Origin of the sequence: Halorientalis pallida (genome assembly GCF_004118325.1) — an archaeon.
Classification (GTDB): domain Archaea; phylum Halobacteriota; class Halobacteria; order Halobacteriales; family Haloarculaceae; genus Halorientalis; species Halorientalis pallida.
This window is the reverse complement of sequence record NZ_RDFA01000002.1, coordinates 409,352-428,160: the sequence shown is the minus strand read 5'-3', so window position 1 is coordinate 428,160 and position 18,809 is coordinate 409,352. Positions and strand designations below refer to the sequence as shown.

Below are 18,809 nucleotides of genomic sequence, written 5' to 3'. Positions count from 1 at the left end.
GCCGCTGGCCCAAGAGTGTCGCTCTCAGTAGTCGCCCAGCACGCCGAGGCGTCGCGCCCGGCGGGTCGCGCGCTGGAAGAGCAGGTAGCCCAGGCCGAGGTAGCCGACGGCGGTGCCGACCAGCACGAGGAGATCGACCAGCGGGAACTCCCAGAGGCGGGTACCGTCGATCATGGCCCGCTGGAGGAGCGCGCTCCCCTGGGCCAGCGGCAGGAACCGCGTCCAGCCGAGATCGAAGGCGGGCGCGGAGATCAGGACGATGAAGCCGAACTGTAGCAGGTTGAGCCAGTTACCGATGCGTTTGTAGAGGACGGAGATGCCCCCTGCGGCGAAGCCCAGGCCCAGCACGGAGGTGATGCTCAGGACGGCGACGACGACGGTCGTCAGGAGGTTCAACTGGAGGCTCGTCCCCGTAATCACGAGCATGATCCCGAGGATCACCGACGAGATGAGGAAGGTCCGGACGACCTTCGCGACGCCCTTGAGCAGAGCGACGGGCGCGAAGCCGAAAGGGGTCATGATGTGCCGTTCCAGAGTGCCCCACTGGACCTCGCTGCCGATGTCGTTGGAGATCGAGGAGTACGCGCCGACCGAGAGCGTCCACAGGAAGTAGCCGACGACGATGCCCTCGATGGAGTCGGTCAGCGCCTGGCCGGCGAGCATTCGCCCGCCGTAAAACAGCAGGGCGAAAAAGACGATCGAGAACACGAGGCCGCCGGCGGCGTTGGCGGGATAGCGGACGAAGATCAGGTACTCCCGGTAGAGGACCGCCTTCGACAGATCGAGGTAGCCGGCGGGGCGGCTCTCGGTAGGTGCGTCGCTCACCGGGGGTCACCGCCGTTGTGCCGTGGATCGCGTTCGCCGGTCAACTCGACGAACACCTCCTCCAGATCGGGTTCGACCGTCGCGACGCTGGCGAGGGTCACGTCCCGCTCCCGGAGCAGGGCGGTCAGGTCGTAGAACCCGTCGCTGTCGGTCGCGACCTCGACCGTCGTGGTTCCCTCCCGGGCCGTCGCGTCGGTCACGTCGAACCGCTGGCGGACGGCCGACAGCGTGTCGGCGTCGAGGTCGGGGCTGGTGAGTCGGAAGGCGCTGGTCTCGAAGCCCTGTCGGAGGTTCGTGACGGTGTCGTCGGCCACGATCCGGCCGTCGTTCATGATGATCACGCGGTCGCAGACGGCTTCGATCACGTCCATGTCGTGACTGCTGATGACGGCGGTCAGGCCGCGCTCCTCGACGATCCGGCGGAGTTCCCGGCGCAGGGTCAGCGAACTCTCCACGTCCAGTCCCAGCGTGGGCTCGTCGAGAAAGACCACGTCGGCGTCGCTGGCGAGGACGCTGGCCAGCGACACCTTCTGTTTCATCCCCCGGGAGAGGTTCCGGACGGGCTCGTCGGCCTTCGCCGCGAGGTCGAACTGGTCGAGCAGGCGGTCGTGGCGGTCGGCCACGGAGTCCGGGGCGACGCCGCCGATGGTGGCGAAGTACCGCAGGTTCTCCCGGACGGTGAGCCGCCAGTAGTCGTTGCGCGCGCCCTCCAGCATCGCGTCGACGTGGGCGTAGGCCTGCCGGGGGTTCTCGGCCACGTCGATCCCCTGGATCCGGACGGTGCCCGCGTCGGGCAACACCATCCCCAGGATCGACTTGATCGTCGTCGTCTTCCCGGCACCGTTGGGGCCGAGCAGGCCGACGACCGAACCCGGTTCGATCCGGAGGGACACGTCGTCGACCGCCGTCACGGCGTCGTCGTCGCTCCCGAACCGCTTGCTGAGTCCCTCGACGGCGATGGCCGCAGGCTCGGCCGACCGGTCGGCCGGGCGCTCGACGTCCGTGTCTGTCGGCGACCTCGTCGCGGCGGCGTACTGGTCGCTCGTCACGGATCGGTCTACGTGCTTGACGATCAAAAGGGATCGTTCCCCGGCGACTCCGTCGGCCCCACGACCCGGACGCCATCGGTCTGCCAGCAGCCGTGGAACCGACCGCTGGCCTGCAGGGAGACCTCGAACTCGTACGTGACCGTCCGGCCGCCGTGGCCGGTCACGGTCACCCGCTGTGTGGCGTAGTTGCCGTCGCGCTCGACCGGGCCCGTCGCCTCGTCGTCGAAATCGACCAGCGGGCGGTACCGGTGGGACCGGACCATCGTGGTGAACCGTTCCAGCGGCCCCGTCGCCCGACGGTTGGCCGGCGACGCGAAGTTGTACGCCGTCATGATCCCGGCGTCGTGGCGCGGTTCGTCGTTCGATCCCAGCGCGTCGAGCTGGATCCCGATGGCGTCACCCGGGCCGTACGACGGGTCCGGCGTCGGCAGGTCGGAGACCGGGTACCCGTCGCTCGCTCCATTCGACTCAGTCACGACCAGAGTACGGGCCGAACGACAATGAGCGACACGGTACGGTCACCGACGGCGGCCGATGCACGCTGGACGCCGGTCAGACGGCCGTCGTCGCGGTCGTCGGTGCCGGCGGTACTCGTTCTCACACCGCCGCCCAGGCGCCGTCGACCGACCGAACGGTGCAGGCCCACCGTGTGGTAGTGAGTCACTAACGTAATGAAAGACCATGAGGTTTAATATCCTGGGTGCCACAGTACGGTGTACGGACGGAAGTCCGTGAGTACCACAATGACAGATCGACAGCGGACAGACGCCGACGGTCGACCAGCCCCGATGGTTCCGGAGACGCCCACGCGACGCGTCCAGCCCGACGGCGGGCGCGCGACGACGGCATCGAACGGCAAAGTGGTACTCGCGGAGCGTGACGCGCCCGTCGTCCCGGACCTCTCCTGAAGCGTCCACCGATTTTCACTCCCGCTCACCCAGTCCCGGGAGCGCCGCCAGCGGGTTCCCGACTCCGAGGAGAAGACAGGTGAGCAGGCCGACGTAGGTCACCAGTCCCCACGTCAGCGCCCCGAGGAGCCACGGGGCGGCCCACAGCGCGACGACACCGAGCCCGGCCACCGCACCGACGCCGGCCAGCGCGACCGCGGGCCGCGCCCACAGCGCGAGCAGTCGCTCGGGATAGCGGAGGAAAGCCGCCTCGACGGCGAGCGCGCCGCCGACGCCGACGACGGGGGCCCGCGGATCGAGGAACGGGTCGCCGCCGGTCAGCGTTCCGGCGACGAGTAGCGCCGCCAGCACACCGCTGGCGAGCAGTCCGTCGCGCACGAGCGGAGTACTCCCGGCGGACCCATCGGTCACTGTTCGGTCATCGGCGTCGAACACCGCAGACAGAGCGTGTGGCCGGCGACCCAGTTCACGTCCGTCGACTCACAGGCCGGACAGCGGTAGTTCGCGTTGCCGTACTCGGTGGTGCCCCGGGGTGCGGCCAGGTGGCCGTCGGCGACGACGCGCTCGAGGAGTTCCGGGAATCGCTGGCGCTTGTACCGCGCCCGGTGGCCGAGGAACTGTCCGGGGTTCGAGGGGTCCGGGCCGTGGAGGTCCTCCCACGCGATGGCGATCTCGCCGTCGGCTACGCTCCGGGCCGCCTGCTGGAGCGGCGCGGCGGCGGCCTCGAACAGCGGCGTCGTCCCCCAGCGCTGGGGACTGTCCACCGTCTCGGCCGCCGCTTCGTAGGCCTCGGCGGCCTCGCCGTAGGCCGTGGCGGCGTCGTCCAGCCCGCCGGCGACCCGACAGTCCGCGACGAACTCGTCGAGACAGGCCCGCTGGACGGGCCGGTCGAACGCTCGGTCCAGATCGCGGGCGACCGCCACCCCCTCCACACCGCGGTGAGTCGCCCGCGAGGGCCGGTCCGCCACGCGATAGGCCACCGCGGCGATCACGAACGACCCGAGCCCCTTCCCGACCCAGCCGTTCTCGTCGGCCTCGAACGGATTCTGTCCCTCCCGTGGTGCCGCCAGGCGCGCCCACGCGGCTCGCGTGAACGCGTCACCAGCCTCTTCGTACTCCCGCTCGGCGAGCGCAGCGACGGCCCGTGCCCGGTGGTCGTCGGCAGTCGACATACCCCACCCAGGGGCTGGGTCGGCACAAACGTTGTGTGCGACGATAGCGGTCCCAGTCTTCAAGTCGGGACTCCCCGAAGGCCAGCCATGGCAACCGCGGCGCTGACGGAACCGCACGTCCTCGCGGGCGCGAAGGCGCGCCTGTTCCCCGAGGACGGCACCGACGCCTACGCCGTCGTCGACACCCAGTTCGCCCAGGACCGCTGGATCGACGACCGCCGCATCGATCCCGACGTGCAGGACCTGCTCGCCCCGTTCAACCACGTCCGGGTGGGCTCGGGGTATCCGGACCTGGTGGGTGTGCCTTCGCTCGAAAACGACCTGCTGGCGGTCGACCGCGTGGCCGACCACCCGCCTCTGCTAGCCGTCGAGGCCAAGGGTCGGACGGCGTCGGGGACCGCCGACGTGGAGCGGGGGATCATCCAGGCCTACGACCGGCTCGACGAGGCCAACGTCGCCATGGTCGCCGCGCCGGCGGGCTCGATCCCGCAGTCGGCGCGGACGCTGGCCCGCGAGGTGAACGTCGGGATCCTGGTCGTCGACGAGGACGGTGCGGTCACACCCGCGGTCCGACCCCGGGTCGTGGGCGCGCGACCGACCGGCGAGGCCGACGCCATCCGCTTCCAGGCCAGCGCCCAGGGCGTCGCCGACCGGAACTTCGGGCTGAACCACCCGAAGAACTACCTCGCCTACCCGCTGGCGCTGGTCCACGAGGGGAACACCGAGACGGTGCTGGCCGACCGGGTCGTCGGCGCGACCGACGCGGCCCGGGCCGGCGCGGTCTTCCTCGACCTGCTCGACGACCGCCCCGACGGGCCGCGGCTGACGCCGCTCGGCGAGGAAGTCGTCCGCTTCGGTCTCCGGGAGTACGGCGACGTCGACGCCGCGCTCGACCAGTTCCGCGAGTGGAAACGCTCGCGGAAACGGTTCTGTGACCTCGCGCCGCGGTGGGGCCAGCTCACCCGTCGCGTGGTGTACCAGTATCCCGCGACGCAACTGCTGGTCGGACGGCTCCAGCGGCTGGCCGACGACGGCGAGCCCGAGCCGTCGCTGGTCGACCTGGTGGAGTACTGCCACGAGACCCACCCGACGTTCACCGTCGAGCTGTTCCTCCGGGGGACCGACGACGTGCGCCAGCGCGTCCTCACTGGCGAGGGCGACCTCCGGCGGGACGCGCTGACCGACGGCGGGGTGTACCACTCGCCGACGGTGTTCCAGTTGAAGACGATGCTGTACCACGCCGGTATCGTCACCTCGACCGGCGTCGAGCCCTCGAACCTCGATCCCGAGGGCGACGCGTGGGCGCTCCGGGAACCGCTCTCGCGGTTCCGGTCGCTGTCGGGCAACTAATGTGGCCCCGAGCCGATTCGACCGTATGTGCAGTTCCTACACGGGTGACCTCGACCCGGCCGTCTTCGAGGAGATGGTCGAGGCGGTCGGCGTCGGCGTCGCGATCTACGACGCGGAGGGGGTGTTCCGGTACGTCAACGCCGCGTACGCGGACCTGCTGGAGACGCCCCGGGACGACCTCGTGGGCGAGCCCGTCTGGTCGGTCGCGACCGAACTCGAAGCCGACCGGTTCGACGACTACTGGGACTCCTTCGCCGAGGGCGAGACCCGGACCGCCGACACCGAACACGCGGTGGGGGAGCGGACGGTGCCGGTCTCGACGGTGACGACCCGCCGTCGGATCGACAGCACGCCGTACAACTTCGGGACGATCCGCGACCGGTCGGCGCTCCGGGCCCGCGAGCGCGAACTCGAGGAGCGAAACGAGCGTCTGGACACGTTCGCCGGCATCGTCGCCCACGACCTCCGCAATCCGCTGAACGTCGCTCACTCCTACCTCGAACTCCTGCGGGCCGACGGCGACAGCGACGAACTGGAGATGATCGACAGCGCCCTCTCCCGGATGGAGATCCTCATCGAGGACCTCCTGACGCTGGCCCGGGAGGGCGAGATGGTCGGGGAGGCCGAGCCAGTCTCGCTCGACGCGATCGCTCGCGACGCCTGGTCGACCGTCGAGACCGGCGACGCCACCCTTACCGTCGCGACCGACGGCGACGTCGTCGCCGACCCGCGCCGGCTCCGACAGCTCTTCGAGAACCTCTTTCGCAACTCCGTCGAACACGGCGACGGTCCGGTTTCGGTCCGGGTCGACATCACCGACGACGGCTTCGTCGTCGCGGACGACGGCCCCGGACTGCCGGACGGGGACCCCGACTGGCTGTTCGAACCGGGCGAATCCGGCGACGCGGACGGCTCCGGGATCGGACTGGCCATCGTCGCCGAGATCGCGACGGCTCACGGCTGGTCGGTCACGGCGGCCGACCGCGACGGGGACGGTACGGGCGCACAGTTCGCGTTCGAGGGCGTCGAGTTCGGCGACTGAGGTCACCGCGGGAGCGTGATCGCGACGGTCGTCCCGTCCTCGTTCTCTTCGAGCGTCAGATCACCGCTGTGTTTGTCGACGACCCAGCGCACGAGCCAGAGGCCGAGCCCCTGGGTGTGCTGGAGCTGGGTGATCTCCTGCTCGCCGGCGACCACGTCCCACTCGGATTCGGGGAGGCCGGGGCCGTCGTCGCTGACCCGGATCGTGACGGTGTCGGGCTCCGGGCCGTCCGCGAGTTCGATGCCGACGCTGGTGTCGCCGCCGGTTCCGTGCTCGATAGCGTTGTCCACGAGTTCCTCGACGCCGACCAGCAGGTGGTGGCTGAACGTCACGGTGCCGTCGGTCGCAGTCGTGAGCGACACGTCGGTCTCGGGGTAGCCGCCGAGGACGTCCTCGCGGATCCGGTCACCGGCTTCCGCGACGGGGATCGTCGCCACTTCGTCGCCGTCCATCCGGAGGACGCGCTGGATCGTCCGGGCGGTGTCGGAGGCGTCGACCAGCGACGAACTCGCCTCGAAGATCCGCTGGGCGAACTCGTCGATCCGGCCGGTGGTGTCGGTCTGCAGCATGGTTTCGGCGTACCCCTGGATGACGGTGGTCTCGTTGCGGAGGTTGTGCCGGAGCAGGCGGTGGAGGACCTGGAGGTGGGTCTCGCGCTGGGCCAGGTCGGTCACGTCGGTCAGGAGGACGAAGGCCCGTCTGCCGTCGGAACTCTCGTACGGCACCGTCTTCAGGATGTACTGCTTGCGCTCGGTGCCCGTCTGGGTGGTCACCTCGGTCTCGACGCTCGCGCCCGGTGTCGCGACGGGGGCCATGGCCTCGGCGATCCCGTCGGGCAGGGCCGCTCGCACGTCCGCGAGCGGGCGGTCGGTGAGGTAGCGTTCGGTCTCGTCACAGAGCGCGGCGAAGGCGGCGTTGGCCCGGCTGACGACCGCGCCGTCCTCGCCGAACTCCACGTCGGCGACCGGGTCCGACAGCGTCTCGAACAGTTCGGTGAACCGCTGGCGGTTACGCGAGGCGGCCTGCTGGGCCGAACGCAACGCCGAGAGGTCCCTGACCGTGCCGACGACGCCGTCCCCGTAGGGGCTGGAGAAACAGGCCGTCCGGATCCGGCTGGGGAGGCGCTCGCCGTCCCGGCTCCGGAGATCGGTCTCCACGTCGGTCGGCCGGTCCAGGTCGGCGATCTCGGCGGCGATCTCCTCGGGGACGAACTCCCCGATGTCGTGCCCGGCCACCGTCTCGCGGTCGTAGCCGACCGCGGCGGCGAACTGGTCGGTGGCGAGCGTGATCGTCCCGTCCCCATCGAGCGTGAACAGCTTGTCCTCGGCGGCCTCGACGACGGCCTCGTACCGTCTGAGCTCCTCCTCGCGGGTGACCATCTCGAAGGCCGCGGCGGCGGTCTCGGCGAGCAGTTCCACCAGCCGGAGTTCGTCGTCGGTGAACACCTCGTCGTCGCGGGAGCCGAAGCTGAGCGTGCGTCGGTCGCCCAGCGGACAGTAGCCCCCAACCTCGATGCCACCGCGGTCCCGGTCGTCGAACTCACGCAGATCCTCCCGGACGACCAGCCGCTGCTCGGTGTAGGCGGTCCCCACCGGTCTCTCGTCGGGGTCGTAGACGGGTCGCTCGCCCATCACGCCGGCCAGTCCGTCGGAGGTGGCCACGGGGACCAACTCGTCGGTCTCGGTGTCGTGTTCCCGGACCGCGGCGAGATCGAAGTCGAAGACATCGCGGATGGTGTCGACGACGAGTTGGGCCACCTCGTCGGTCGTGGTCGCGGCCATCATGTCCTGCGTGCTCGCGAGGATGCCGCTGAGGATGTCCTGGCGGCGGCGCTGGCGGCTGATGTCCCGCAGAGTGCCGACGGTGCCGGTGAACTCGCCGTCCTCCGACAGGGGGCGCAGGGTCATCCGGTCGGTCGCCGGGATGCGCTCGTCGTCCCTCGTGACCAGCTCCACGTCGAGTTTGGCGATGGGCATCTCCTCGTCGTCGCCCTGTTTCCGGAGCAGGTCCCGGAGGGCGTCTTCGGCCTCCGTGACGGTCTCGTCGTCCTTGATGATGTGGACCGACGACCCGATCAGGTCCTCGCGGTCGTAGCCCGTCATCTCACAGAGGGCGTCGTTGACGAAGGTGAAGTGGCCCGCCGGATCGAGGATGTAGACGGCGTCACCGACGGTCTTCACGAGGTGTTCGTAGCGGGCCTGCTCGGTCTCGCGCTGTTTGCGCTCGGTGATCTCCCGGCCGTACAGCGACAGGCCCTCCGCCGAGGGGTAGGCCGTCGTCTCGAACCACTGGTCCGTCTCGGCGGTCTGGAACTCCGTCGTGACGGTCACGCCCTCGTCCATCGCCCGTTCGAGTGGCGGCCGTAACTCCGCGGCCACGTCCGGCGAGAGGTGGTCCCAGACGAGATTCCCGCGAACGTCCCCGTCCACGTCCTGCAGGACCGTCGCCATGGCGTTGTTCAGGTAGGTGATCCGGAACTCGTCGTCCAGCGCCAGCACACCGTCGCTGATCCGCTGGAGCGCCTGTTCCGGCACCGCCTGCTCGTCGTCGACCGACCGCGGGGGCTCGTCGAGTCGGTGGTTGAGTTTCGCCTCCAGCATCTCCCAGCCGTCCGCTGGTTCCCAGTTGAACACGGCCGTGGAGCCGCGTTCGATCCCCGCCGTCACCACGTCCGCCGTCGTCGTAACCCAGATGGCGGGTTCCTCGGACAGCCCACCGCGATCCGGCACCGTATCGGTGAACACCAGGGTCAACCGCCCGTCCACCGGCTCGGGGGCCTGCTCCTCGAGCGAGCCGAACTGCTCGACCGACAGCGACGACAACGACCGGAGCCCGCGCCGCAACTCATCGGCCGCCACCGGATACCGATCGTCGTAGTAGACGACCGCCTCCGGAAGTATTTCACGTGATGCTGACTCCGGCACCGTCATTATCGGATACTAGGGCCCGAGATACATCAGCGTTCGCCGCCGTTACCACAATTGATACCAAATTCGGGTGGCGTCGGTGCCGCGGTCGCCGGGGCAGGCGGCACGAGCGTGGGGTGTCAGCGGTCCGCCGCGGTGAGTGCGATGCCGCCCAGAACCACGGTCCCGCCGGCGACCGTGAGCCACGACCCGGCGATGATCGAGCTGGCCCGGGACCGCCACGCCGAACACGGGACGCCGTTCGAGATCAAGATGCTGACGGGCGTCCGCGAGCGCGCACAGTTCGACCTCGCCGAGGAGTGTGAGGTCTACCAGTACATCCCCTACGGGAGCAAGTGGTTCTCCTATTTCTACCGGCGCATCCGCGAACGGAAGGAGAACGCCCTGTTCGCACTGCGGGCGATCGTCGGCCGGTGACCCGTCAGGGATCGAGGAGCTTGGCTTCGGCCTTCCGGAGGTGTCCGCCTACGGGCTGGCAGGAGCCATCGTCTCGGAGGACTACCGTCAGATCAACTACTACCGCGACCACGCAGAACTCGGCCTGTCCTACGGCAACCTCCCCTGTATCGGCGCGGAGGTGCAGCTGCCCTTCGGCGGCGTCAAGAAGTCCGGCAACGGCTACCCCTCGGCACGGGAGATCATCGAGGCCGTCACCGACCGTACCGCGTGGACGCTGAACAACTCGAAAGACATCCAGATGGCACAGGGCCTCTCCGCGGCCATCACCACCGGGGACGATGCCTGAGGTCACCGACCCCGCGCACGTCTGCCCGACGTGCCGGACCACCGTCGAGCGCCGCAACGGGATCGAAACCTGCCGGTAGTGTGGCTGGACGCCGCCGCAGGGCGCGGACTGACCGCGGCAGATAGCTTTTTGTATTCTCCAGATAATCTCTGGGTATGACTGACAGCGCCGCCAGGGAGCGACGCGACGCCGACCCCCTCGCAGACGCGGGCGAGCGGACGCTTCACGTCGGTCGGGATCGGCCGATCCGCATCAGTACGGGCCATCGAATCCTGCACCACGACGGGAAGTGTTCGCGGCCACACGGCCACAACTACGAGATCAGCGTCGCCGTCACCGGCGAGTTGACCGAGGAGGGGTGGGTCGTCGACAAGGGTGATATTACCGAGATAATCGACGAGTGGGATCATCGCTTCCTCGTCGAGCGAGGTGATCCGCTGGTCGAGGCCTTCGAGACCAGCGGCGACGGCGACGCGCTGGTCGTCCTGGAGCACCCGCCGACGGCCGAGGTGATGAGCGTGGTCCTCGAACGCCGACTCGAATCGCGCCTCCCCGACACGGTGTCGGCGGTGGCCGTCGAGGTGGCCGAGACCGGCGAACTCTGTGCGAGTCACTGATGCCGGTCGACGCCGATCCCGGGGATCTGACCGGCGACGACGAGGCCGACCCACCCGCCGACGACGCCCTCCCGATCAACGAACTGTTCCACTCGTTGCAGGGCGAAGGCCGCCTCGCGGGTGTCCCCTCGGTGTTCGTCCGCACCAGCGGCTGTAACCTGCGGTGCTGGTTCTGTGACTCCTATCACACCTCCTGGGAGCCGTCCCACGCCTGGCTCGACCTCGACGAGATCGTGGCGGAAGTCGAGGCGTTCGCGGCCGAGCACGTCGTCCTCACGGGCGGCGAACCGCTCCTCCACGACGAGTCGGTGGCCCTGCTCGACCGGCTCGACGCGGCGGGCTATCACACCACCGTCGAGACTAACGGGACGATCTACCGCGACGCCCCCATCGACCTCGCCAGCGTCAGCCCGAAACTGGCCAGCAGTACCCCATCGGCCGACCTGGTAGGGGGCAACGGTGAGACACCGCGCCCGGACGGCGAACCGGTCGATTCAGCGGCCGCCGAGCGCCACGAGAGCGACCGCCTCGATCTGGACGCGCTGGCCCGCCTCGTCGAGACCTACGACACCCAGTTGAAGTTCGTCGTCACCGGGCCCGACGACATGCCCGAGATCGACCGACTCGTCGAACGCGTCCGCGACGCCACGAGCGCCACCGTCGCCGACACCGACGTGCTGTTGATGCCCGAGGGAACGACCCGGAAGACACTGGACGGAACGCGCGAGACCGTGGCCGACCTGGCGCTGGATCGGGGCTACCGCTACACCCCCCGGCTCCACGTCGACCTCTGGAACGACGCGCCCGGCACCTGATCGACGACCGAACTCCACACCGACCCATGACCGAAGACACGCCAGCCGACGACGCATCGACCGCCGACGTATCGACCGCCGACGACGCCGACAGCCGCGCCGTGATCCTCGTCTCCGGCGGCATGGACAGCGCCACCGCCGTCTACGAGGCCGTCGACCGCGGCTACGAGCCCTACCTCTTGCACACCTCCTACGGCCAGGAGACCGAGGCCAAGGAACGCGAGTGCGCCGAGGCGCTGGCTGCCGAGATAGAGGCCGCGGACTTCCTCCACGTCGAGACGGGCCACCTCGCGGCCATCGGCGCGTCCAGTCTGACCGACGACGAGATCGAGGTCGACGACGCCGAACCCGACAGCGACGAGATCCCGACCTCCTACGTCCCGTTCCGGAACGCGAACCTGCTGTCGATGGCCGTCTCCTACGCCGAAGCCACCGACTGCGAGGCCGTGTTCATCGGCGCCCACAGCGAGGACTTCTCGGGCTACCCCGACTGCCGGCCCGCCTTCTTCGACGCGTTCCAGTCCGTGATCGACGCGGGCACGAAACCCGAGACGGCGATCGAACTCGTCGCGCCGTTCGTCGAGTGGTCGAAGACCGACATCGCCGAGCGCGGGCTGGAACTCGGCGTCCCCTACGACCTGACCTGGAGCTGTTACCGCGACGATGCGCCGGCCTGTGGCACCTGTGACGCCTGTGCCTTCCGGCTGGAGGCGTTCCAGAACTGCGGCGTCCGGGACCCCGTCGACTACGCCGAGCGCCCCGAGTACGCCGACTGAGCGGACGGTGACAGTATCGCGCGGTCGTCCCGCAAGCGAGCGGTAACTACAACGCTCGTTTGTTACTTGAGGAGATTTATGAGAACATCTATCGATACTTCGGGTGATGGCGCCCTCCCCCCGCCCCGCACTGCGTGCCCTCCCGCTGTCCGCGGTCGATCTCGCCGTCGCCGCCGCCTGCTACGAGTTCGTCAGCCCCGCGATCGGCGTCTTGCTCGGCGTCGTCGGCGTGCTCGTCCTCGGCGTCGTCCTCGTCCGACTCTACCGAGCGGCTTCCCAGCGCGCCCCTGCCCGGCACTGAGTCAGCCCGTGCCGGCCGTCACGTTCCCGCCCGGCCCGGTCTGTGAGACGACGTATCGCCGCCCGGCCATCGGTTCCAGCAGCGCGTCAACCGGCGCTCTGTCGTCGGTCAGGACGGGCACGTCGCCGGTCTCGACCTCGGCCTGGTAGTCGGCCAGTTCCGTCGAGAGTCCGATGCCGATGTCCCGGCGCTCGTCACGCGCTTCGAGCTGAGCCTGGCTGACCCGCTCGTCGGACTTGGTCGCGACCACCTCGATGTTCTGGACCACCGAGCCGCCACTCGTCGGGAAGCTGTACACCTGCGGGTACACCTGGTCCATCGTCCTGTACTCCGCCCGGTAGAACTGCGAGGCCGGCCCCGTCGGCGCGGAGATCAGGTTCGCCAGCAGGATGCCGTCCTCGTCCAGCCGATCCGCGGTCAACTGCATGAACTCCCGCGTGGTGAGCTGGAAGGGCACCTTGTCCTTCTTGTACGCGTCCAGCACGATCAGGTCGTAGGTGCGGTCGGTGGTCCGGAGGAACTCCCGGCCCTCGGCGTTGTAAATGTTCAGCCGCGGCCTCTCCTCGACGCCGAAGTACGACTCGGCGACGCGGATCACCTCGGGGTCGATCTCGACCACGTCGACGGTGACGTCGTAGTCGTCGACGAACCGCTTGGGACCGGTGAACCCGCCCCCGCCGATGAAGAGGACCCGGTCGATGTCGCCCGACTGGTGGGGGGCCTCGGTACTCTCGTTGGTCCAGTCGGTCAACAGGAAGGGGACGTGGAAGTAGCGGGTGTACTCGAAGACGTGGCGGTTCCGGTCGTCGAGGTCCATCGCGCTGTGGGGCTGGCCGTCCAGATAGAGCGTCCGGGTTCCCCCGAGGTCCGCGACGACGAGTTCCTGATAGGGCGTCTGGGTCTGGTAGACCGTCTCCCCGCGGACGGAGTAGCCCGCCGAGGGCACCGCGACCGCGCCGACGAGCAGGACACCGACGACGAGCGTCGCCAGCACGGTCCGCCGCGGGAACGTCGGCGCGAGGATCACCAGCGACGTGCTCACGAGCAAGAGGCCGAAGACCAGCCCGATCAGCGACACCGACAGCGTGGGGATCAACAGGAAGGTCGCGCCGAACGCGCCGACGATGCTCCCGATGGTCCCGACCGCGTAGACGTGACCCGAAGCGGCCCCCGTGCTCTCCTTCTTCGAGAGTTCCGCCCCGTAGGGGCTGATGAAGCCCAGCAGGTAGGTGGGCGGCCCGAACAGGATCGTGACCGCGGGCAGGGAGGCAAAGCGCGGCGGCAGCGGGAACCCCGAGAGCCCGGCCAGCAACATGTCCCCCGCAAGGATGAGGACGGCGACGAACCCGCCCGTCGCGAGCAACACCCGGACCAGCCGTTCTTCCGTCGCGCGTCGACTGGCCCGCTTGCCGCCCTGGTAGTAGCCCAGGGACAGCGCCGCCAGGAACACGCCGATGATCGACCCCCAGGTGTAGATACTGCTCCCGAACTGCGGGGCGACCATCCGGCCCGCCAGGATCTCCAGGCCCATGCTGACGACGCCCGAGACGAACACTGCCAGTTCCGGACTAGACACACCGCCCGAGAACCGCTGCCGGATGGCACTCATTCTCCACTGCTATGTACGGCAGCGTCTAAAGTGGCGTGGAGGGTCCACTGGTTCGCCGGGAGTTCCGCGGGTGGAGTGAGTGGGGCCGGTGGGACGCACTCCTGGCTCGTTCAGAGATACGTCTGCAGTCGCTGCACTGCACGATCCAGCGGCCTCTCACGGACACGACAGACGTAGTCGGTCGCCAGTGTGGGCGCTAGCGACACCACTGCGTGCGGAACAATCGCGCTGTCTCGCGGTGCCTGCCGGTGCCGGAAGTCGTCTTCGGCCAATGGTATCCGTTCGTCGTACCACGTCCGCGTCGTCAACCCCATCACGACGTACTGCTCGCCGTCGAACGGGTGGGTTTCGTTGTTGACGACGACCCAAGGGCGCGTCGCGTCTGCATCGGACTCGAATGGATCGGGGGCGAGAATCGCGTTGCCACGCCGTAAATTGTCGAAATCCGGTGTCTCGCTCACGTCTCTTCCTCGGCGGCGTCGAGCCATTCGTCGCGACTCTCTGGTCCGAGCTCGTCGTCGAGAAACGCCGCCGTCGACTGGAAGACGGCCGCGTTCCGGACCGCTTCGAGGTCACCGATTGCCCAGTAGGGCTCCTTGTGTTGGACGAGACCACGGTCTTCCAGCCGGCTCAATACCGGGTGAATCGAGTTCTCGGCGACACCGGTTTCGCCGGCTATCTCGGCCGCCTTGAACGCCTGGTCACGGTGCTGGAGGAGAAAACGGAGCACGCGCTCGGCGTTGGTCACACGCCGATCTTCGGGGTCAAACTCGTCGAACTCGTCGATGCTGATCGGCATCGCTCTCGACGGAAATTATGCGGCTACAGTAATAAATGTACGTCTGTATGCTATGTATTCTGGTCGCTCACTCTCCCGGCGACCCATGGTCCGCTAGCACCCGTCGGTACACCAGGTAGCGGTGGACGCCGTAGACGCAGGTCACGAGTCCCGTGGCGGTGATGACCTGTGCGTAGTACCCGCCGCCGCGGAAGGCGAGCAGGTACGCGCCAAGCGCCAGCGCGAACAGGCCGATCCGGAACACCGCCACCAGCCCGAGATAACCGCTTTCGACGGCGGCGACGACCTCGCGGTCGCGGCTGTAGGACCGCTCCGAACGAGTGTCCGGGCGGGCTCTGCGCCCGATCTCTTCGGGTACTGGCTCCGAGTAAGCCGGGAACGGATCGACGTACTCGGGGAAGGGCGGGTCGGGTTCGTCCGGCCAGGTCTCACCGAACATACCCTGTGTAGCGTTTCTGTGGGTATAGGTGTCACCCTGCCGACGCCGGCGTCCGGAACAGGCCCCGGGCTAGCAGGCCGGCACTGACCAGCAGACAGGCCGCGAGGCCGGCGAAGGCGACGGTGTAGTCGGCCGCGGCCGCGACCGAGCCCATGTAGACCGGGCCCAGGGCCCCGACGCCGAGGAAGAGGGCGCGTGCAGCCCCGAGGTCGCCGCCGGTGTTGTCGGCGGGCGCGGCGTCCAGCAACACGGCGTCGGCCACGGGAAAGAGCGCCTTGTAGCCCAGCGCGAACAGCGCGATGGCACCGATCACGACCCACAGCCGCGACGCCACGACGACGCCGGCGAGCGCCGCGACGGCGAGTGTGAGGCCGGTGACCCCGACCGCCCGGCGTGGCACCCGGTCGGAAACCAGCCCGGCGAGGGGTTTCGCCCAAACCCCGACGAGGAAGACGACGGCGAACAGCGCCGCCGCCAGCGACTCGCTCATCCCCTTGCCCTGGGCGAGGTAGGTCGGCAGGAAGTTGACCCACGCGCCGACCACGAAGAAAAACAGGGCGAAGGCGATCAGCGCCTCCCGCTGGGCGGTGGTCGTCGAGAGCCGCCTGATCGTCTCCCGGAGTCCGAGGTCCATCCGCCCGAGATCGTAGGGGTCGCGGTTCCAGCGGACGTAGATGACCCCGAGGACGAACAGCGCGGCGGCCACCGGGAGGAAGGGCGCGCGCCACGAGAGTCCCGGCACCGTGGGGACGAACCCGCCGACGGGACCGAGGTCGGCGGCCGCGCTCCCGGTGACGATCAGCGCCGCCACCGAGGCGAGGACGCCGCCCGCGTCGGTGCCGGCGGCGTACAGCCCGAGCGCCTGGCCGCGGCGCTCGACGAACAGGTCCGACAGCAAGGCTCGCGAGGGAACCGCGTACAGTCCCTTCCCGATCCCGAGCAGGAGCGCGCCGCCGACGAACAGCAGGGGCGAGACGGCACCCGCGAACAGCAGGAAGGCGGCGGTCAGTGCCGCGAGGCCGGGGACGATCAGCGCCGCCCGCGAGAACCGGTCCGAGAGCCGGCCGCTGGGGTACTGGGTGACCGCGTAGACGGCCTGGAAGCCGCCGAGGACGATCCCGGCGGTGACGGTGGTGATGCCCAGGTCGTCGATGATCGCGGGCAGGAGCGGCGAGAGCAGGAAGCGGCCGAGCTGGAGGACCGCCCAGGCGAGCGCGAGGCTGCCGAGCATCCGGCCGCCGTAGCCCGCCACGAGTGACTCGTCACGCGTCGTCACGCCTCCCCGTCCGATCCCGACGTGCTTGGGTGACACGACTTCGGAGCGCCACGACTCAGTGTGACACACCTGCGTTCGGACCCGCTCCCGAGCGGGTCCCACCGGCGTGTGAGTCTTTGCTCTCCCGGCCGAACGGTCGGTATGGACGAGAACCGAGCGACCGTACTGGTGGCCGGAGCGAGCGGTGGAACCGGACGGGAGATCCTGCGGGTGCTGGACGGCCGTGACCCGACGATCCGGGCGCTGACCCGCGACGAGGCGAAGACCGACCGACTCCGAGCGCTCGGGGCCGACGAGGTGGTCGTCGGCGACCTGCTCGCGGGAACCGGACTGGACGCGGCCGTCGAGGGCGTCGACGTCGTGCTCTCGGCGGTCGGATCGACGCCGAGTGCCGTGCTGACGGCCGACGAGTTCGTCGACGGGGCGGGCACTATCGCGTTGCTGGAGGCGGCTGTCGACGCGGGGGCCGAGGCGTTCGTCATGGAGTCGGCGCTGGGGGTCGGCGGCGAGGGCGGGAGCGTACTGGCGCGTGTCTTCGACGCGGCCATCGGCCCGATCCAGGACGCCAAGGCCCGCGCCGAGGCCGCGATCCGGGAGGCGGACGTGCGCCACACGATCCTCCGACCGGGCGTGCTGACGAACGGCCGACGGACCGACGACGTGACCGTCGCGCCGGCGGAGACGGGCCTGTGGGGTGCCGTCTCCCGGGCCGACGTGGCGCGGCTGATGGCCGCGGCTCCCTACACCGGGGCGGCCGCCGACCGGACGCTCGAGGTCGTCGCGACACCCTCTCACCGGGAGGTAGGGCTGGCTATCGACTGGCGACTCCCGCGGGTGGCGACCGAGGAGATCACCGTCGAGGTAGCCGAGGACTGAGACGGTCGGCAGGACAGTCGGTTCTCGGCCGACGGACGAGTGGCCGGTCGGCGGTTCCGAAAGAAGGGGACGGACGCGTGGTTCGATCTAGAGCCGGTCGGCGATGATGTTCTTCTGGATCTCGCTGGTGCCCTCGTAGATCTTGGTGATCCGGGCGTCACGGTAGTAGCGCTCGACGGGGTGGTCGGTGACGTAGCCGGCACCGCCGTGGACCTGGATGGCCTCGTCGGCCACGTCGACGGCGTGTTCGGAGGCGAAGAGTTTCGCCATGCTGGCGAACTTCGCGGCGGTCTGGTCGCGGCCGGCCTCCACGGTACTCGCGGCGCGGTAGGTCAGCGAGCGGGCGGCCTCGACGTTGGTCGCCATCTCGGCGAGCTTGTGCTGGATGGCCTGGAACCCGTCGATGCTCTGACCGAACTGCTCGCGCTCGCTCGCGTAGTCGATCGCGGCGTCCAAGGCTCCCTCCGCGGCCCCGACGGCCTGGGCGGCGACGCTGGTCCGGCCGGAGGCGAAGAAGTCCATGAGCTGGTAGAAGCCCTTGTCGACCTCGCCGATGACGTTGGCTTCCGGCACGCGCACGTCGTCCAGCATGACCTCCGCGAGGTCCGAGGCGCGGATCCCGAGCTTGTTGTCGATCTTCTCGGTCTGGACGCCATCCGTGTCCATCGGGACGAGGAAGGCGGTGATGCCGCCGTGGCCCTCGCCGGGGGTGGTCTTGGTCATGCAGACACCGACGTCGGCGACGGTGCCGTTGGTGATCCACATCTTGCTGCCGTTGATGACGTACTCGTCGCCGTCTTTCTCGGCGGTAGTCTCGATGCCCGCCACGTTCGAGCCGTGTGCGGGCTCGGAGATCATCGAACAGGAGGCCATGTCACCGGCCGCAACGGCCGGCAGGTACTCCTCTTTCATCCACTCGTCGCCGTACTCGATGATCATGTCCGTCCCGAAGCCGGCGGACCCGACGGCACTCCCGATGCCGGGGTCGGCCCGCCACAGCTCTTCGGTGACGATGACCGACGACAGCAGGTCCATCCCGGCACCGCCGTACTCCATGGGAATGTTCGGTGCGACGAAGTCGGACTCGGCGGCCTTCCGCCGGATCTCCTCCGGATACTCCTTGTTCTGGTCGTGCTCTTTCGCGACCGGCTTGATCTCCTCCTCGCCGAACTCCCGAACGGCCTTTCTGATCGCGCGGTGTTCGTCCGATAGCTGGAACGACATACTCCACTATAGTGGCTGTCCTGTAAAATATATTCCGGGAACAGATTACGGTGTTAAGC

General features: G+C 69.0%; 20 protein-coding genes and 2 pseudogenes. 10 read left to right on the top strand and 12 right to left on the bottom strand.

The window, feature by feature from the left end; genetic code table 11:
• Positions 1 to 24: 24 nt before the first annotated feature.
• From EAF64_RS07355 to EAF64_RS07345, 3 genes are all read right to left on the bottom strand, one after another.
• Positions 25 to 825 carry an ABC transporter permease gene (locus EAF64_RS07355; protein WP_129068327.1) on the bottom strand — a complete coding sequence of 267 codons (801 nt, stop codon included), beginning with the start codon at positions 823 to 825 and terminating at the stop codon, positions 25 to 27.
• On the bottom strand, positions 822 to 1,784 hold the full coding sequence (locus EAF64_RS07350) for an ABC transporter ATP-binding protein (RefSeq protein WP_394345751.1): 963 nt from the start codon (positions 1,782 to 1,784) through the stop codon (positions 822 to 824). Before EAF64_RS07350 ends, EAF64_RS07355 begins: the two co-directional genes overlap by 4 nt.
• A 113-nt stretch (positions 1,785 to 1,897) precedes the next feature.
• Positions 1,898 to 2,350 carry a DUF4864 domain-containing protein gene (locus tag EAF64_RS07345; protein ID WP_129068325.1) on the bottom strand — a complete coding sequence of 151 codons (453 nt, stop codon included), beginning with the start codon at positions 2,348 to 2,350 and terminating at the stop codon, positions 1,898 to 1,900.
• A gap of 267 nt (positions 2,351 to 2,617) precedes the next feature.
• On the opposite strand from EAF64_RS07345, the gene EAF64_RS20870 reads away from it, so the two are divergent.
• On the top strand, positions 2,618 to 2,782 hold the full coding sequence (locus EAF64_RS20870; RefSeq protein ID WP_193767608.1) for a hypothetical protein: 165 nt from the start codon (positions 2,618 to 2,620) through the stop codon (positions 2,780 to 2,782).
• Between the two features lie 15 nt (positions 2,783 to 2,797).
• On the opposite strand, the gene EAF64_RS07340 is transcribed toward EAF64_RS20870, so the two are convergent.
• Entirely contained in the window at positions 2,798 to 3,160 is a 363-nt protein-coding gene (locus tag EAF64_RS07340) for a hypothetical protein (RefSeq protein ID WP_227738904.1), read from the bottom strand.
• A gap of 29 nt (positions 3,161 to 3,189) precedes the next feature.
• Complete coding sequence (locus EAF64_RS07335; RefSeq protein WP_129068323.1) at positions 3,190 to 3,954, bottom strand: hypothetical protein; 765 nt, start codon at positions 3,952 to 3,954, stop codon at positions 3,190 to 3,192.
• An 87-nt stretch (positions 3,955 to 4,041) separates the two neighbouring features.
• Between EAF64_RS07335 and EAF64_RS07330 the strand changes: the two genes are divergently transcribed.
• Complete coding sequence (locus EAF64_RS07330) at positions 4,042 to 5,304, top strand: hypothetical protein (RefSeq protein WP_129068322.1); 1,263 nt, start codon at positions 4,042 to 4,044, stop codon at positions 5,302 to 5,304.
• A gap of 25 nt (positions 5,305 to 5,329) precedes the next feature.
• Complete coding sequence (locus EAF64_RS07325) at positions 5,330 to 6,346, top strand: PAS domain-containing sensor histidine kinase (protein ID WP_129068321.1); 1,017 nt, start codon at positions 5,330 to 5,332, stop codon at positions 6,344 to 6,346.
• Between the two features lie 2 nt (positions 6,347 to 6,348).
• On the opposite strand, the gene EAF64_RS07320 is transcribed toward EAF64_RS07325, so the two are convergent.
• Positions 6,349 to 9,276 (bottom strand): PAS domain-containing protein, encoded by a 2,928-nt coding sequence (locus EAF64_RS07320; protein WP_129068320.1) that lies wholly within the window; start codon positions 9,274 to 9,276, stop codon positions 6,349 to 6,351.
• Positions 9,277 to 9,444: 168 nt separating this feature from the next.
• On the opposite strand from EAF64_RS07320, the pseudogene EAF64_RS07315 reads away from it, so the two are divergent.
• The 6 genes and pseudogenes from EAF64_RS07315 to EAF64_RS20865 form a co-directional block, all read left to right on the top strand.
• Positions 9,445 to 9,690, top strand: a pseudogene (locus EAF64_RS07315) (proline dehydrogenase family protein); the annotation flags it as partial.
• A 49-nt stretch (positions 9,691 to 9,739) separates the two neighbouring features.
• Positions 9,740 to 10,018: pseudogene (locus EAF64_RS07310) on the top strand (aldehyde dehydrogenase family protein); the annotation flags it as partial.
• 155 nt (positions 10,019 to 10,173) lie between these two features.
• Entirely contained in the window at positions 10,174 to 10,635 is a 462-nt protein-coding gene (locus EAF64_RS07305; protein ID WP_129068319.1) for a 6-pyruvoyl trahydropterin synthase family protein, read from the top strand.
• Entirely contained in the window at positions 10,635 to 11,450 is an 816-nt protein-coding gene (locus EAF64_RS07300; RefSeq protein WP_129068318.1) for a 7-carboxy-7-deazaguanine synthase QueE, read from the top strand. The genes EAF64_RS07305 and EAF64_RS07300 overlap by 1 nt, the downstream gene beginning before the upstream one ends.
• A gap of 26 nt (positions 11,451 to 11,476) precedes the next feature.
• On the top strand, positions 11,477 to 12,226 hold the full coding sequence (queC, locus tag EAF64_RS07295) for a 7-cyano-7-deazaguanine synthase QueC (RefSeq protein WP_129068317.1): 750 nt from the start codon (positions 11,477 to 11,479) through the stop codon (positions 12,224 to 12,226).
• Between the two features lie 106 nt (positions 12,227 to 12,332).
• Complete coding sequence (locus tag EAF64_RS20865) at positions 12,333 to 12,527, top strand: hypothetical protein (RefSeq protein WP_193767607.1); 195 nt, start codon at positions 12,333 to 12,335, stop codon at positions 12,525 to 12,527.
• Between the two features lies 1 nt (position 12,528).
• Here EAF64_RS20865 and EAF64_RS07290 read toward each other — a convergent pair whose 3' ends face one another.
• The 5 genes from EAF64_RS07290 to EAF64_RS07270 all read right to left on the bottom strand — a co-directional run bounded on the left by EAF64_RS07290 (position 12,529) and on the right by EAF64_RS07270 (position 16,605).
• On the bottom strand, positions 12,529 to 14,136 hold the full coding sequence (locus tag EAF64_RS07290) for a spermidine synthase (protein ID WP_129068316.1): 1,608 nt from the start codon (positions 14,134 to 14,136) through the stop codon (positions 12,529 to 12,531).
• A 110-nt stretch (positions 14,137 to 14,246) separates the two neighbouring features.
• Positions 14,247 to 14,597, bottom strand: a complete 351-nt coding sequence (locus tag EAF64_RS07285; RefSeq protein WP_129068315.1) for a type II toxin-antitoxin system PemK/MazF family toxin — start codon at positions 14,595 to 14,597, stop codon at positions 14,247 to 14,249.
• Positions 14,594 to 14,935: a helix-turn-helix domain-containing protein gene (locus EAF64_RS07280; RefSeq protein ID WP_129068314.1), complete on the bottom strand. Its 342-nt coding sequence runs from the start codon at positions 14,933 to 14,935 to the stop codon at positions 14,594 to 14,596. Before EAF64_RS07280 ends, EAF64_RS07285 begins: the two co-directional genes overlap by 4 nt.
• 67 nt (positions 14,936 to 15,002) lie before the next feature.
• On the bottom strand, positions 15,003 to 15,374 hold the full coding sequence (locus EAF64_RS07275; RefSeq protein ID WP_129068313.1) for a DUF7322 domain-containing protein: 372 nt from the start codon (positions 15,372 to 15,374) through the stop codon (positions 15,003 to 15,005).
• Positions 15,375 to 15,405: 31 nt separating this feature from the next.
• On the bottom strand, positions 15,406 to 16,605 hold the full coding sequence (locus EAF64_RS07270) for an MFS transporter (protein ID WP_129068584.1): 1,200 nt from the start codon (positions 16,603 to 16,605) through the stop codon (positions 15,406 to 15,408).
• Between the two features lie 186 nt (positions 16,606 to 16,791).
• Here EAF64_RS07270 and EAF64_RS07265 point away from each other — a divergent pair, with 186 nt between their 5' ends.
• Positions 16,792 to 17,526, top strand: coding sequence for an NAD(P)H-binding protein (locus EAF64_RS07265; protein WP_129068312.1), 735 nt, complete (start codon positions 16,792 to 16,794; stop codon positions 17,524 to 17,526).
• Positions 17,527 to 17,613: 87 nt separating this feature from the next.
• On the opposite strand, the gene EAF64_RS07260 is transcribed toward EAF64_RS07265, so the two are convergent.
• Complete coding sequence (locus tag EAF64_RS07260; protein ID WP_129068311.1) at positions 17,614 to 18,750, bottom strand: acyl-CoA dehydrogenase family protein; 1,137 nt, start codon at positions 18,748 to 18,750, stop codon at positions 17,614 to 17,616.
• Positions 18,751 to 18,809 lie beyond the last annotated feature (59 nt).

Bases quoted from the DNA above. Each gene is read 5' to 3' on its own strand.
- EAF64_RS07305 (WP_129068319.1), top strand. From the start codon at position 10,174: ATGACTGACAGCGCCGCCAGGGAGCGACGCGACGCCGACCCCCTCGCA.
- EAF64_RS07275 (WP_129068313.1), bottom strand. From the start codon at position 15,374: ATGTTCGGTGAGACCTGGCCGGACGAACCCGACCCGCCCTTCCCCGAG.
- EAF64_RS07325 (WP_129068321.1), top strand. From the start codon at position 5,330: ATGTGCAGTTCCTACACGGGTGACCTCGACCCGGCCGTCTTCGAGGAG.
- EAF64_RS20870 (WP_193767608.1), top strand. From the start codon at position 2,618: ATGACAGATCGACAGCGGACAGACGCCGACGGTCGACCAGCCCCGATG.
- EAF64_RS07300 (WP_129068318.1), top strand. From the start codon at position 10,635: ATGCCGGTCGACGCCGATCCCGGGGATCTGACCGGCGACGACGAGGCC.
- EAF64_RS07320 (WP_129068320.1), bottom strand. From the start codon at position 9,276: ATGACGGTGCCGGAGTCAGCATCACGTGAAATACTTCCGGAGGCGGTC.
- EAF64_RS20865 (WP_193767607.1), top strand. From the start codon at position 12,333: ATGGCGCCCTCCCCCCGCCCCGCACTGCGTGCCCTCCCGCTGTCCGCG.
- EAF64_RS07330 (WP_129068322.1), top strand. From the start codon at position 4,042: ATGGCAACCGCGGCGCTGACGGAACCGCACGTCCTCGCGGGCGCGAAG.
- EAF64_RS07290 (WP_129068316.1), bottom strand. From the start codon at position 14,136: ATGAGTGCCATCCGGCAGCGGTTCTCGGGCGGTGTGTCTAGTCCGGAA.
- queC (WP_129068317.1), top strand. From the start codon at position 11,477: ATGACCGAAGACACGCCAGCCGACGACGCATCGACCGCCGACGTATCG.
- EAF64_RS07270 (WP_129068584.1), bottom strand. From the start codon at position 16,605: ATGCTCGGCAGCCTCGCGCTCGCCTGGGCGGTCCTCCAGCTCGGCCGC.
- EAF64_RS07335 (WP_129068323.1), bottom strand. From the start codon at position 3,954: ATGTCGACTGCCGACGACCACCGGGCACGGGCCGTCGCTGCGCTCGCC.
- EAF64_RS07280 (WP_129068314.1), bottom strand. From the start codon at position 14,935: ATGCCGATCAGCATCGACGAGTTCGACGAGTTTGACCCCGAAGATCGG.
- EAF64_RS07260 (WP_129068311.1), bottom strand. From the start codon at position 18,750: ATGTCGTTCCAGCTATCGGACGAACACCGCGCGATCAGAAAGGCCGTT.
- EAF64_RS07265 (WP_129068312.1), top strand. From the start codon at position 16,792: ATGGACGAGAACCGAGCGACCGTACTGGTGGCCGGAGCGAGCGGTGGA.